Raw genomic sequence first — 13,879 nt, forward strand, 5'->3', positions numbered from 1 at the left:
AGGAGCACCATGCAATCCGGTGGCGGAATTCTTCGCCAGCCCATGTCCGTCTGGGCCACCGCGTTCGCCGCGGTCGTGGCCTTCATGGGCATCGGCCTCGTCGACCCCATCCTCCCCTCCATCGCCCAAGGTCTGAAGGCCACGCCCAGCCAGGTGTCGCTGCTGTTCACCAGCTACTTCCTGGTGACGGCGGTGGCGATGCTGATCACCGGCTGGGTCTCCAGCCGCATCGGCGGCAAGCGGACGCTGATGGCCGGGCTGGCGCTCGTCATCGTCTTCGCCGCGCTCGCCGGCACCTCCACCAGCGTCGGCGAGCTCGTGGGCTTCCGTGCGGGCTGGGGCCTGGGCAACGCGCTGTTCGTGGCCACCGCTCTGGCCGTCATCGTGGGCGCGGCCAGCGGCGGCGCGGAGGCGGCGATCATCCTGTACGAGGCCGCGCTCGGCCTGGGCATCTCCGCCGGCCCGCTGGTGGGCGCCCTGCTCGGCGACTGGAACTGGCGGGCCCCGTTCTTCGGCACCGCCACCCTCATGGCCGTCGGCTTCGTACTGATCGTCACCCTGCTCAGGGCCACTCCCAAGCCCGCGGCCAGGACCAGCCTCGCCGCCCCGATCAAGGCGCTCGCCCACGGCGGCCTGTCCACCACGGCCTTCACCGCGCTCTTCTACAACTTCGCGTTCTTCACCGTGCTGGCCTTCACCCCGTTCATCCTGCACATGTCCCCCTACGGCATCGGCGCCGTCTTCTTCGGGTGGGGCGTCTGCGTGGCGCTGGCCTCGGTGTTCGGCGCGCCGCCGCTGCAGCGCAAGATCGGCTCGGTGAACGTGCTGCACCTGTCGCTGGCGCTGCTGGCCGTGTTCCAGATCGGCATCGCGCTGTCGGGACACACCGGGATCATCGTGTTCACCGTGCTGTCCGGCATCCCCATCGGCCTGAACAACACCGTCTTCACCGAGTCGGCCATGGAGGTCTCCGACGCGCCCAGGCCCGTCGCCTCCGCGGGCTACAACTTCGTGCGCTGGATGGGCGGCGCGCTGGCCCCGTTCATCGCCACCAAGCTGGGCGAGGAGATCGGCGTCGCCGTGCCGTACGCGCTCGGCGCGGCCTGCTGCCTCGTCGGCATGGCCATCCTCTACGTCCGGCGCCACCACCTGCGCGTCCTGGCCCGGGTGGACGTCGACCACACGCTCCAGGACGCCGCGGCTCCCGCTGGCTGATAATTTCCCGACATGGTGGGACCTGTCCTGTTACTCGTGGCCGGCCTGCTCGCGGCGCCCGCACGGGCCGAGCTGTCCGTGATGACCTGGAACGTCTGCGCGGGCACCAACTCGGCCTGCCCCCTCTACCGGGCGAGCCCGCTCGAACTGGCGCAGAGCATCGGCGGGTACGCGGTCAAGAACGGCCCCCCTGATGTGATCTTCCTTCAGGAGTTCTGCACGGGCGCGGCCGGCACGCTCGAACTCTGGCTCGAACAGCGCACCGGCCGGAACTGGACGATCGGCTCATGGGGCCTGACCTCCCACGACGGCACCCCGTACGCCTGCCACCCCGACCGCCTCGGCCGCCCGCGCGGCGCGCAGAGCATCGCGGTCGCCGTGGCGGGCGACGCCACCTTCGAGACCGACCCGCTGCCCGCCCCGCCCTGGTACGTCACGCGCGCCGTCCTCTGCGCCACCGTCCCCGCCAGGAAGGTGCGCGCCTGCGGCACCCACCTGTCCTCCGGCCGGGCCGACGACGACCGCCGGCCCGGCGCCCCCTACCGGACCAGGCAGATCAGGCGGCTGCTCGAGATCGCGGCCAAGCCGGGACTCCGGACGATCCTCGGCGGCGACCTCAACGTGTCGCCCCCGGACAGCGGATACGGCAGCGCCGCCGGCCGCCGGGCCGTGGCGCCGCTCTACCGGGCGTACCAGGAATGCGACCAGCGCGGCGCGCGGCGCACCGGACGGCAGACCAGGGAGGGCAAAAAGCTCGATTACCTGTTCGCCCCCAAGGGCACGGTGCGCGGCTGCCGCGTGGCCAAGGACGTGACGCTGTCCGATCACAAGCCTGTCCACGTCAAAGTGGCCCTGTAGGAAGATCCCAGGCAATTCTGGTGTTGAATTGTCTGAACCCGCACCCAGACGGAAGGATCGACTGTGCCCACGATCGGTGTACTCGCTCTCCAGGGAGACGTGCGCGAGCATGCGCGCATGCTTCAGGAGGCAGGAGCGTCGGCCACCGCCGTGCGCCGACCGGCCGAGCTGGACGGGGTCGACGGCCTGGTCATCCCCGGTGGGGAGTCGACCACCATGTGGAAGCTCGCCGAGACCTTCGACATGCTGGAGCCGCTGCGGCTGCGGATCAAGGAAGGCATGCCCGCCTACGGCTCCTGCGCCGGCATGATCATGCTGGCCGACCGGATCGAGGACGGCATCGCCGGGCAGCAGACGATCGGCGGCATCGACATGGTGGTCAGGCGCAACGCGTTCGGCCGCCAGGTCGACTCCTTCGAGTCCGACCTGGACTTCGCGGGGGAGCAGGTGCACGCGGTGTTCATCCGCGCGCCCTGGGTCGAATCCGTCGGCGGCGACGTCGAAGTGCTGGGCAGGTGCGAGCCTGGGGATAGGATCGTCGCGGTCCGTCAAGGGCCGTTGCTCGCGACGTCGTTCCACCCCGAGCTGACCGGGGACACGCGCGTGCACCGTTACTTCGTAGACATGGTGAGGGAGCTCTAGGTAATGTCCGGCCACTCCAAATGGGCGACGACGAAGCACAAGAAGGCCGCGCTCGACGCCAAGCGCGGCAAGCTGTTCGCGAAGCTCATCAAGAACATCGAGGTGGCGGCACGGACCGGTGGCCCTGACCCGGACGCCAACCCCACCCTCTTCGACGCCATCTTCAAGGCGAAGAAGAACTCCGTGCCCAACGACAACATCGAGCGCGCCCGCAAGCGCGGCGGCGGCCTCGAAGCCGGTGGCGCCGACTGGCAGACCATCATGTACGAGGGCTACGCGCCCGGTGGCGTCGCGGTGCTCATCGAGTGCCTCACCGACAACCGCAACCGCGCCGCCTCCGAGGTCCGCGTCGCGCTGACCCGCAACGGCGGCTCGCTGGCCGACCCCGGGTCCGTCTCCTACATGTTCAACCGCAAGGGCGTCGTCATCGTGCCCAAGCAGAACGGGCTCGACGAGGACACCGTGCTCATGGCCGTCCTCGACGCGGGCGCCGAGGAGGTCAACGACCTGGGCGAGTCGTTCGAGGTCGTCTCCGAGGCCGGTGACCTGGTGCCGGTCCGCAAGGCGCTGCAGGACGCGGGGCTCGACTACGACTCGGCCGAGTCGAGCTTCCTGCCGACGATGAGCGTGCCGCTCGACGAGGAGGGCGCCAAGAAGGTGTTCCGCCTCATCGACGCGCTGGAGGACAGCGACGACGTCCAGAACGTCTTCGCCAACTTCGACGTGCCGGACGACGTGCTGGCGGCGCTCGACTAGCAGCAGGACGACGAGGGGGCTCGGCAACGCCGGGCCCTTACTCATGCGCGCCCGCCCTCACTCGGGCGTTCCCGGCTCCGGGGCTTTCTCCCGGGCGTGGGTAGGGCCTCGGGGCTTTCTCCGGGCGTGGGTAGGGCCTCGGGGCTTTTCGGGCGCGGGTGGGCTCCGGGGCTTTCTTCGGGTGCGAGAAGGGGCGGGGCAGCGTAGGGTCGGGCGACGTGACTTCCCCCACCCCTCCTCAGGCTCCTTCTCCGGCGCTCGGCTGGCTGCTGGCCGTTCCCGCGTTGTTCGGCACGCTGATCTCGCTCGTGCTGCCCACGGCCCAGACGATCTGGCTCAGCCTGCAGAGGGGCGGCGTGCTGCGCGAGAGCACGTACGTGGGGTTCGCCAACTACGGCAAGCTGCTGGGCGACGGCGAGTTCTGGCGGGCGGCGTGGTTCACGCTGTCGCTGGTCGCGGTGCCGTTGCTGGTGGCCGTGGTGGTGGCGCCGCTGCTGGCGGTGGCGCTCGACCGGGCGGGCACGTGGCCGCGGCGGGCCGGGCGGATCGTGCTGTCGCTGGCGATCGTCACGTTCTCGCCGGTGGGGGTGGCGGCGGCCTGGATGCGCGGGCTGGCGCCGGACGCGCCGGGCCTGGCGGGGCTGGCCGAAGGGCTGCGCGATCCCGCGACCGCGCCTGGAACGCTCCGGCTGATCGTCGCGGCGGGCACGTTCGGGGTGGTGTGCGCGCTGGCGGTCATGGCGTTCCTGCCCGCCCTGCGCGCCGGCTCCGTCCCGCAGGGCTTCTCCGGCGCGTCCAGCTTCACTGGTGCGCCCGGCTCCTCCGGGGCGCCCGGCGGTGGTGTGGCGCCGGGGATGCTCGTCGTGGGCGTGGTCGTCGCGATCGCCACGGTCGCGGTCGGGCTCCAGACGTTCTCCTTCGGCCTCGTGCTCACCCGGGGAGGCCCTGAGCGCTCCACAGAGACGCTCGCGGGGCTGCAGTACGACTCCGCCTTCCGGATGGCCGAGTTCGGCCCTGGCGCGTCCGTTGCGACGCTCACGGGGGTGATCCTCGGCGTGCTGGGCATCGTCGCGACGGTTGTCGCGGCGGCCTCCCGGCTGAGCATCACGGTCACCTCGCGTACCGCGCCCGAGTCGGGCCCGACCCCGCTCGCGGCCCCTGCGGGAGCGCCGACCGCCCCTGCGGTGGGATCGACCGCGCAGGGGACGGCCCCTGCGGCCTGGCCGGTCGCGCCGGGGGCTGCTTCCGCGGCGGGGCCGGTGGCGGGCGCAGGACGCGGTGCCGGTTCCGTCGGCATGGCCGTCGGGATCGTGGCGCTGGTGGTCTTCCTCGCCGTCGCGCTCGTGTGCGCCTGGCCGTGGATCGACGGCGTGCTCGCCTCGCCCAGCTCGGAGGCGGGCTCCCTGCGTTCCCAGGTGAACACGTGGGTGCCCGCGATCGGCGGCGCGGTCGTCTCGGTGGGCGTCGCCTACCTGGCCGCGCTCGGGATCGGCGGCCTGCGACCGCTGGGGCGCGGGAGCGAGTGGCTGCTGCTGGTGTTCGCGCCGTGGTTGTTCGTCGGCACGGGGCCCCTTGGCGTCGCGAACTGGCAGAACATGCGCAACATGGGCCTCATCGACTCCTTCCTGGCCCTCTTCCCGCCTCTCCTGGTCAGCGTCCCGGCCCTGCTCGTGCTCACGCTGCTGTGCAAGGGGCTGGCCGAGCGCACCGACAAGGACTTCTTCGGCGGCGTGTTCCTCCCGTCGCTCCCCATGGCGGGCATCCTCGCCGGGGCCGTCGCCCTGATGAACGCCCAGGACCTGCTCTGGCCGCTGCTGGTCGCCCAGAAGCCCACGTTGTTCACCGCGCCGGTGGCGCAGGTGGCCCAGCTCGGCTCCTTCTCCTCGGCCGGGCCCGACGTGGGCGCCGCCACGCCGCTGCTCGTGGTCGCCGTCGCGCTGATCGCCGTCGTGGCCGCCCAGCTGCTCTACCTCGACAGGCTCGCCATCACGACGAACGGCTCGCGGGCGCGCACCGCCGCCGCGCAGGCGTGACACCCGCCGCCCGAGTGGACCGGCGGCGCGGCCCGCCATAGGTTGGATCCTCGTGGAGATTCGCAACCTGACCGCTGAAGACCTCGACGACGTTCTTGACCTGCGCAGGCGCTCCTTCGGGCCGCTGCCCCCGGGCGACAACGAGAAGTGGCGCCGGGCGGTGCTCCCGGCGCTCGGCGAGGGTCGCTACCTGGGTGTGTTCGACGGTTCCAGGCTCGCCGGGTCGGCCCGGCTGCGCCGGTTCACGCAGTGGTGGCACGGCAGGCCGCAGCCGATGGCGGGCGTGGCGGGTGTCACCGTCAGTCCTGAGGACCGCGGCCGTGGCGTCGGCAGCATGCTGATGCGGGCCGTCGTCGAGCGGGCCGCCGTGCTCGGCGACGCGGTCTCCGCGCTCTATCCGGCCACCACGCCGATCTACCGCTCGATCGGCTACGAGCACGCCGGGGCCCAGCACAAGATGCGGCTCCCGGCCGAGGCGCTGCGCCAGATCCGGCCGTCCGGGCAGGTCAAGCTGCGCAGGATGGGTCCCGATGACGCGGGCGAGGTCGTCTCCCTGCTGCACCGCGTCCACTCGGCCACCCGCGCCAGCGGCCCCATCTCCTGGGACGAGGGCACGTGGAGCCTGTGGCTGGAGAACAAGGACGACTTCCTCTACCTGGCCGAGGACGGCTTCGTCGTCTACCGGTGGCGAGGCGACGACATGCAGGTGGAGAACCTGGTCGCCGGGTCGGGGGAGACCGCGCGGGCATTGTGGTCGCTGGTGGGCAGCGCGTCGTCGATCGCCCGCAATGTCATCGCTGCGGTGGCTCCGGATGACCCGGTCTTGTGGATGCTGCGGGAGCGGTCCAGCGAAGAGGTGCGGCAGGCGCGGTGGATGTTCCGGGTGCTGGATGTGGCGGCCGCGGTCGAGCGGCGGGGTTATCCGGCGTACGTGAGCTGTGAGGCCGTGGTCACGGTGGACGATCCGCTGGGCGGCGGCGGGTCGTGGCGGCTGGAGGTCGCGGGCGGTTCCGGTGCGGTGACGCCCGTGGCGGAGCCTGGGGTGGTGCTGTCAGTGAACGGGTTCTCGGCGTTGTACGCGGGGGTGCCGGCGGCGACGCTGCGGTTGAGCGGGCTGATGTCCGGTGACGACCGCTACGACGAGGCGCTCGACACGGCGTTCGCCGCCAGGCCGTACATGCTGGACTACTTCTGATCCGAGGCGTTCCCCGGCGTGCGGGCGATTACCGGTGCGTGGGCGCCCCGGCCGGGGTAAAGTCTCGTGCCGAACAGGTGTTCGGCGACGGGAGGACGGGCCGGTGCGGGTGATGGGCGTCGATCCGGGGCTGACCCGGTGCGGCCTGGGCGCTGTCGAGGGGCGGCCGGGCGCGCCGCTGACGCTCGTGGCCGTCGGGGTGGTGCGCACCGGAGCCGACGAGGAGCTCGGCGCGCGGCTCGTCGGCATCGAGGCCGGCATCGAGCAGTGGCTCGACGACGTACGGCCCGACGCGGTGGCGGTCGAGCGCGTCTTCAGCCAGCACAACGTACGCACCGTCATGGGCACCGCGCAGGCGGCCGGGATCGCCGTGCTGTGCGCGGCCAGGCGCGGGCTTCCCGTGGCGCTGCACACGCCGTCCGAGGTCAAGGCGGCCATCACCGGCAGCGGCACCGCCGACAAGAAGCAGATCGGCGCCATGGTCACCCGGCTGCTGCGTCTGACCGAGATGCCCAAGCCCGCCGACGCCGCCGACGCGCTGGCCCTGGCGATCTGCCACGTGTGGCGAGGCGGCGCCCAGCACCGCCTCGCCGCCGCCCTGGCCAAGGCCACCCGGAAGGACACCCGGCCGTGACCAGGCGTTTCGGGGGCTTCGGGAGCTTTGGGGGCTTTGAGGGTGGCGCGCCGTCCGCCGACACGGCGGCCATGCGCCGCCGGCCCGCGCGCCCGCGGCGTGTCGTCCCCGATCATGCGGGAGGATGTCGGGCTGTGACTCTCGCCGGTGGCGTGCGGGCCCTGGCGGCGTGGAAGGATGGTGGGCTGTGATCGCGTCAGTGTCGGGCAAGGTGACCGCGATCGCTCCCGACGGAGCCGTGATCGAGGTCGGTGGCGTCGGCATCCTCACCCACTGCACTCCGGGCACGCTCGCCACGTTGCGGATCGGGGAGGGCGCGCGCCTGGCCACGTCGCTGGTGGTGCGGGAGGAGTCGCTCACCCTCTACGGGTTCGCCACGGACGACGAGCGGGCGGTGTTCGAGCTGCTGCAGACGGCCAGCGGGGTCGGGCCCAAGCTGGCGCTGGCGATGCTCGCCGTCCACACGCCCAACGCGCTGCGCGTCGCCGTGGCCGGCGCCGACCTCAAGGCGCTCACCCAGGTCCCGGGGATCGGGCAGAAGGGGGCGCAGCGGATCGTGCTGGAGCTGAAGGACCGGCTCGGCACGCCGGAGGAGGCGGTCAACGCCGCGCTCAACGGGGAGCGGCGGGTGGCGGCGTGGCGCGATCAGGTCCACTCGGGGCTGGTGGGGCTGGGCTACTCCAGCAAGGACGCCGACGAGGCCGTCGCCGCCGTTGAGCCGGTCGCCGACGCCGACCTCGCCGCCGGACGCCGGCCCCAGGTCGCCACGCTCCTCAAGGCCGCCCTCCAGTCCCTGAGCGTCCGATGACCCGCCGCGGGATCTTCCGTGCCAAGGCGACCGCCCGTGCGGGTGCCGCTCTCAAGCCCGGTCTTTACGGCGGGGCCAAGGTCACCGCACGCGCCGACGCCGGTTTCCGTCTGTCATGGCCGGTCGTGAAGGCTCACGGGCTGCTCGCCGTGACGAGCGAGTCGTGGCCCCGGCACCGTGGTCCGGCCGGCCGCCGACCGAGTGGCGCCGGCCTCCGTCGTACCAGGTCCCGCCGTCGCGGCGCGGTGATGTCGCGGTGGCTGGGCGTCGGTGTGAAGGTGTGGCGTGGCATCGATGGTGCGGCTGGTGTGAGGGGCTGTGGCTGTGGGGTTTGAGCGGGAGCTGGTGTCGCCCGATGCCGGTGGCGACGAGCTGCAGATCGAGGCGGCGCTGCGGCCCAAGCGGCTCGGCGAGTTCATCGGCCAGGGCCGGGTGCGCGAGCAGCTCTCCCTCGTGCTCGAGAGCGCCCTGCGCAGGCAGCGGCCGCCCGACCACGTGCTGATGAGCGGGTCGCCGGGGCTCGGCAAGACCACGCTCGCCATGATCGTCGCCGCTGAGCTCAACGCGCCGCTGAGGATCACCTCCGGGCCCGCGCTGGAGCGGGCGGGCGACCTGGCCGCCATCCTGTCGACGCTCGCCGAGGGCGAGGTGCTGTTCATCGACGAGATCCACCGGATGGCCAGGCCCGCCGAAGAGATGCTCTATCTCGCCATGGAGGACTTCAGGGTCGACATCGTCGTCGGCAAGGGCCCGGGTGCCACGGCCATCCCGCTCGACATCGCGCCGTTCACGCTCGTCGGCGCCACCACCCGGGCCGGGTTGCTGCCCGCCCCGCTGCGCGACCGGTTCGGGTTCACCGCGCACATGGACTTCTACGAGGTCGGCGAGCTCGAGCAGGTGCTCTACCGGTCGGCCAGGCTGCTCGGCGTCGTCCTGCCCACGGATGGGGCGCACGAGATCGCCAGGCGATCCCGCGGGACGCCCCGTATCGCGAACCGGCTGCTCAGGCGGGTGCGGGATTTCGCGGACGTGAGGGCCGATGGGGTGATAAATAGGGAAATCGCGGCGGCGGCCCTCAACCTGTACGAAGTCGACGCCGAAGGGCTCGACCGGCTCGACAGGGCTGTGCTCGGCGTGCTGCTGAAGAAATTCGGCGGCGGCCCGGTCGGCCTGTCCACGCTGGCCGTGGCCGTGGGGGAGGAGCCGGAGACCGTCGAAGTGGTGGCCGAGCCGTTCCTCGTACGCCAGGGCCTGCTGGCCAGGACCCCGCGCGGCCGGGTCGCGACGGCGGCCGCCTGGAGCCACCTGGGCATGACCCCGCCCCCCGACGCGTTCGGAGCCGCGGTATTCGACTCAGACGGCTGATCACAGAACGGTTGCAACCGTTTCAAAATGGGAACTTCCCCGCGCGCCGAAACGCTGCCTCGTTGCCGCGTTTCGCAACAACGGCCTACACTCCGTGGCTTGGCTGGCTGTGTAGGCTGACGGGCTGAGCGGCGCGGCCCGACGCAACGCACGGAATTTCCGGCGCGAGGCCGGTGTCAACTTCTTGTACGACAATGGAAGGTCGCCCCTTATGGACATGGGACAACTCGGTAGCATCCTGCCGCTGATTCTGCTGGTGGTGGTGTTCTACTTCCTGCTGATCCGCCCTCAGCGCAAGCGCCAGCAAGAGGCGATTCAGATGCAGAACTCCCTGGCTCCCGGCGCCCGGGTCATGACCACGACCGGACTGTTCGGCACCGTCAAGGCGGTGGACAATGAGGACGTGATCCTCGAGGTCGCGCCGGGGATCGAGACCCGCTGGGTGAAGGCCGCGATCGGCCGCGTGGTCACCCCCGGGGACGCTCCCGCGGCGGACGAGTCCTCCGACGACGAGGCCGCACCGGGTGAGGAGGGCAAGAAGGAGTCCGAGGCCACCGTGGATCGCAACGATGACCAGGACTCCAGCACCAAGCAGTCCTGACTAAGCTCTGCGACAAACCTCTATCTGAAAGAACTGACGACCAGTGGCCCGACCGACCAGCCGCCACAGCCGACCGGGGCGAACGCTCCTGGTGCTGCTGGCGCTCATCCTCGCCCTGGGCGGGACGATGTTCCTGCAGAAGGCGTTCACGCCCAAGCTGGGTCTCGACCTCGCCGGCGGCACGACGGTGACTCTGTCCCCGGTGACCCAGAACAACGCGGCACCGCCGGATGAGATCCTCGACCGCGCGGTCAACATCATCCGCGATCGAGTCAACGGCACCGGCATCTCCGACGCGGAGGTCGCCAAGTCCGGCAGCAACATCATCATCTCGATCCCGGGCGTCGGACAGAGCGAGGCCATCAAGCTGGTCGCCACCACCGCGGAGCTGCGCTTCCGCCAGGTGCTGGCCATGGAGGCCACGCAGGTTCCGCAGAACCTGGCCACCAACGCGCCGACGCCGAGCCCGTCGGCTTCGGCGAGCCAGTCCGCCACCCCCAAGTCTGACAAGTCCACCACCCCCAGGTCCGACAAGTCCGGCTCGCCCGCGGTCTCCACGCCCAAGCCCAGCGCGTCCCCGACGGGCAAGGCGTTGTCGTCCGCGCTGACCGCGCCGACGCCCGCCGCGTCGGGGACGGCGCAGCCTGCCGCCACGGACAACCCCCAGAAGCAGCAGAAGAAGGGCCAGGACGCCAAGGCCACCCCGACGGCGGCTCCGTCCGGCCAGCCCAGCACGCCGCCGGCGCAGGACCCCAACGCCGGCGTCAACACCCAGGGCATCGACCCGGCGGTGCTGGCCCAGTTCAACAAGCTCAACTGCGCCGACCCGGCCAACCGCGGCCAGGGCGTCCAGGACGACCCGAAGAAGCAGTTCGCCGGCTGCGAGACCGACGGCAGCTACAAGTACGTCCTCGACGTCGCCAAGGTCGTCGGCACCGACATCGACACGGCCTCGGCGGGCGTCCGCCAGGGCACCGTCGAGTGGGTCGTCCAGCTCGACTTCAAGAGCAAGGGCGCTGCCGAGTGGAGCAAGCTCACCACGGCCGCCTACAACTCCCAGGAGCCGCGTAACAAGGTCGCGGTCGTGCTCGACGGCGTCGTCATCACCGCCCCCAACATCATCAGCCCGATCCCCGGCGGCCGGGCCGAGATCACCGGTGGCTTCGACCAGCTCAGCGCCACCCAGCTGGCCGACCAGCTCAAGTACGGCGCGCTGCCGCTGAAGTTCAACCGCAGCTCGGTCGACACGGTCTCCTCGACGCTGGGCCAGGACCAGCTGCAGGGCGGTCTGATCGCGGGGCTCATCGGCCTCGTGCTCGTCGTGGTCTACTCGATGCTCTACTACCGCGGCCTCGGCATCGTGGCGGTGCTGAGCCTCGTGGTCGCCACGATCCTGACGTACACGGCGGTGGTCGTCCTCGGCCACAACGCCAACTTCCGGCTCTCGCTGCCGCACATCATCGGCCTCGTGGTCTCGATCGGCATCACCGCCGACTCCTTCATCGTCTACTTCGAACGCATACGTGACGAGATGAAGGAGGGCCACCGGACGCTCCGCGCGGCCGTCGAGGTGGCCTGGGTCCGCGCCCGGCGCACGATCCTGATCGCCGACGCCGTCATGTTCATCGCCGCGATCGTGCTCTACTTCCTGGCGGTGGGCGGTGTTGCCGGGTTCGCCTTCGCGATGGGCCTGACCACGCTGATCGACATCGTGGTGGTGTTCCTGTTCACGAAGCCGTTCATCGCCCTGCTGGCGAGGCTCAAGTTCTTCGCCAAGGGGCACCCGCTGTCCGGCCTCGACGCCGAGCGCATGAGCGAGGTCGGCTCGTCCGGCCGCCCGACCACCCCGCAGGAGGCCTGAGATGGGACTGGGGCGCCGCCTCTACCGAGGCGAGATCGACGTCGACTTCGTCGGCCAGTGGAGGCTCTGGTACAGCCTGTCGGGCATTCTGCTGCTCATCTCGATCGCGGGTCTGCTGTTCAACGGGCTCAACCTGGGCGTGGAGTTCAGAGGCGGCACGGTCTTCTCGTTCAAGTCCGAGCAGGCCACCGTCCAGCAGGTCCGCGAGGTCGTCCTCAATGAGGGCGCGCACCAGGCGATCGTCCAGTCGGCCGGCACCGGCGGCTGGCGGGTGACCACCGAGAGCCTGCCGGAGAACACCAGGGAGCAGGTGCAGTCCCAGATCGCCAAGGACTTCAACACCCCGGTCGGGCAGGTCAGCGTCCAGGCCATCGGCCCGTCCTGGGGCGGTGAGGTCTCCCAGAAGGCCTGGATCGGTCTGGGCGTGTTCATGCTGGCGATCATCCTGTATCTGTCGATGGCGTTCGAGCCGAAGATGGCGCTGTCGGCCATCGTCGCGCTCGTCCACGACCTCGTCATCACGGCCGGCATCTACGCCTGGTCGGGCTTCGAGGTCACGCCCGCGACGCTGCTGGGCTTCCTGACCATCCTCGGTTATTCGCTCTACGACGCGGTCGTGGTGTTCGACATGATCAAGGAGGTCACGGCCAAGCTGGGGCACACGTCGAAGATGACGTACTCGATGGCGGCCAACAACGCGCTCAACCACACGCTGATCCGGTCGCTGAACACCTCGCTGGTCGCGATCCTGCCGGTGGCGGCGATCCTGTTCATCGGCACCACGCTGCTCGGCGCGGGCACGCTGAAGGACCTGTCGCTGGCGCTGTTCGTCGGCATGATCGTCGGTACGTACTCCTCGCTGTGCGTCGCCACGCCACTGCTGGTGACGTTGAAGGAGCGGGAGCCGAAGTACCAGGCCATCGCCAGGAGGCTGGCCTCGACGGGAAGCGGCAAGGGGCCGAAGGGTTCCAAAAGCGCGGCCGTAGCCAAGGGATAGCAGGCGCACACACGTACGACGCCCTCAGCCTTCACGGGATGGGGGCGTCGTTGTGTGCGCGGGATGCACCATCGTGACTCCTCCGCTCCCTTAGAGGAAGCGGCTTCTCGCTTTCCCCGGAGAGGTAACCGGAGTCGGCGACGGCCAAGCCCTGACCGGTGCCCTGCTGGGGCACGAGGAAACGCTATCAGGGAGGCGATTCCTCAGCCGGATGATCCCGGCAGTACCCTCTCGAGGTCCGATGGAGCCCGGCACACCGCCGGTGGAGAATTGCGAGGAACCCCTATGACAGACCTGAGCACGCTGATCCTGGACAGGATCAGGGACGTGCCCGACTACCCCAAGCCGGGCGTGATGTTCAAGGACATCACCCCGCTGCTGGGCGACCCGGTCGCGATGGCGGCCGTGGTGGACGAACTGGCCGGGCTCCACCAGGTGGACAAGATCGTGGGCATCGAGGCGCGCGGGTTCATCCTCGCGGCTCCGGTGGCGTACCGGGCGGGGGCGGGTTTCGTACCGGTACGGAAGAAGGGGAAACTGCCCGCCGAAACCCTCGAAGAGTCCTACGATCTGGAGTACGGCTCCGCGACCATCGAGGTCCACCGTGACGCCTTCACGCCCGGCGACCGCGTTCTCGTGGTCGACGACGTGCTGGCCACGGGCGGCACCGCGAAGGCGGCCGTGGAACTGGTGAAGAGGGCCGGCGCCGAGGTCGTCGGCATCGCCGTGCTCATGGAACTGGCCTTTCTCAAGGGACGTGAGCGGCTGACGGGAGTGGACCTGCACTCCCTCGTGATCGTCTGAGCCCGACCCGCGACGGCCCAGGTTCGCCGCCTGGATACACTGGGGGATCTGGACTCGAACGTGAGGAGCCATTGCGTGAGGAGTCTGTGTGCCCCGTGATGTGGTCGTGC

At 70.6% G+C, this 13,879-nt stretch carries 13 protein-coding genes; all 13 read left to right on the forward strand.

Annotated elements, in window-relative coordinates; translation table 11 throughout:
- The first annotated feature begins 42 nt into the window (after positions 1-42).
- On the forward strand, positions 43-1,215 hold the full coding sequence (locus ACIBI9_RS22405; RefSeq protein ID WP_397224081.1) for an MFS transporter: 1,173 nt from the start codon (positions 43-45) through the stop codon (positions 1,213-1,215).
- Positions 1,216-1,227: 12 nt separating this feature from the next.
- Positions 1,228-2,073 (forward strand): endonuclease/exonuclease/phosphatase family protein, encoded by an 846-nt coding sequence (locus ACIBI9_RS22410; RefSeq protein ID WP_397224082.1) that lies wholly within the window; start codon positions 1,228-1,230, stop codon positions 2,071-2,073.
- Between the two features lie 63 nt (positions 2,074-2,136).
- On the forward strand, positions 2,137-2,715 hold the full coding sequence (pdxT, locus tag ACIBI9_RS22415; RefSeq protein ID WP_397224083.1) for a pyridoxal 5'-phosphate synthase glutaminase subunit PdxT: 579 nt from the start codon (positions 2,137-2,139) through the stop codon (positions 2,713-2,715).
- A 3-nt stretch (positions 2,716-2,718) separates the two neighbouring features.
- Positions 2,719-3,471: a YebC/PmpR family DNA-binding transcriptional regulator gene (locus ACIBI9_RS22420; RefSeq protein ID WP_397224084.1), complete on the forward strand. Its 753-nt coding sequence runs from the start codon at positions 2,719-2,721 to the stop codon at positions 3,469-3,471.
- A 218-nt stretch (positions 3,472-3,689) separates the two neighbouring features.
- Positions 3,690-5,504, forward strand: a complete 1,815-nt coding sequence (locus ACIBI9_RS22425; protein ID WP_397224085.1) for a hypothetical protein — start codon at positions 3,690-3,692, stop codon at positions 5,502-5,504.
- 52 nt (positions 5,505-5,556) lie between these two features.
- Positions 5,557-6,699, forward strand: coding sequence for an enhanced intracellular survival protein Eis (gene eis, locus ACIBI9_RS22430; RefSeq protein ID WP_397224086.1), 1,143 nt, complete (start codon positions 5,557-5,559; stop codon positions 6,697-6,699).
- A 103-nt stretch (positions 6,700-6,802) separates the two neighbouring features.
- Positions 6,803-7,333 (forward strand): crossover junction endodeoxyribonuclease RuvC, encoded by a 531-nt coding sequence (gene ruvC / locus ACIBI9_RS22435; protein WP_394499496.1) that lies wholly within the window; start codon positions 6,803-6,805, stop codon positions 7,331-7,333.
- A gap of 187 nt (positions 7,334-7,520) precedes the next feature.
- Entirely contained in the window at positions 7,521-8,141 is a 621-nt protein-coding gene (gene ruvA, locus ACIBI9_RS22440; protein WP_397224087.1) for a Holliday junction branch migration protein RuvA, read from the forward strand.
- Positions 8,142-8,465: 324 nt separating this feature from the next.
- The gene (ruvB, locus tag ACIBI9_RS22445) at positions 8,466-9,506 is read left to right on the forward strand and encodes a Holliday junction branch migration DNA helicase RuvB (RefSeq protein WP_397224088.1); all 1,041 of its coding nucleotides are present in this window, start codon (positions 8,466-8,468) and stop codon (positions 9,504-9,506) included.
- A 217-nt stretch (positions 9,507-9,723) separates the two neighbouring features.
- Positions 9,724-10,107 (forward strand): preprotein translocase subunit YajC, encoded by a 384-nt coding sequence (yajC, locus tag ACIBI9_RS22450; protein WP_397224089.1) that lies wholly within the window; start codon positions 9,724-9,726, stop codon positions 10,105-10,107.
- 43 nt (positions 10,108-10,150) lie between these two features.
- A complete protein-coding gene (gene secD, locus ACIBI9_RS22455; protein WP_397224090.1) occupies positions 10,151-11,968 on the forward strand; it encodes a protein translocase subunit SecD in 1,818 nt (605 codons plus the stop codon).
- A gap of 1 nt (position 11,969) precedes the next feature.
- A complete protein-coding gene (gene secF, locus ACIBI9_RS22460; RefSeq protein ID WP_397224091.1) occupies positions 11,970-12,965 on the forward strand; it encodes a protein translocase subunit SecF in 996 nt (331 codons plus the stop codon).
- A 285-nt stretch (positions 12,966-13,250) separates the two neighbouring features.
- A complete protein-coding gene (locus ACIBI9_RS22465; RefSeq protein ID WP_397224092.1) occupies positions 13,251-13,769 on the forward strand; it encodes an adenine phosphoribosyltransferase in 519 nt (172 codons plus the stop codon).
- Positions 13,770-13,879 lie beyond the last annotated feature (110 nt).

Source organism: Nonomuraea sp. NPDC050451 (assembly GCF_044458585.1).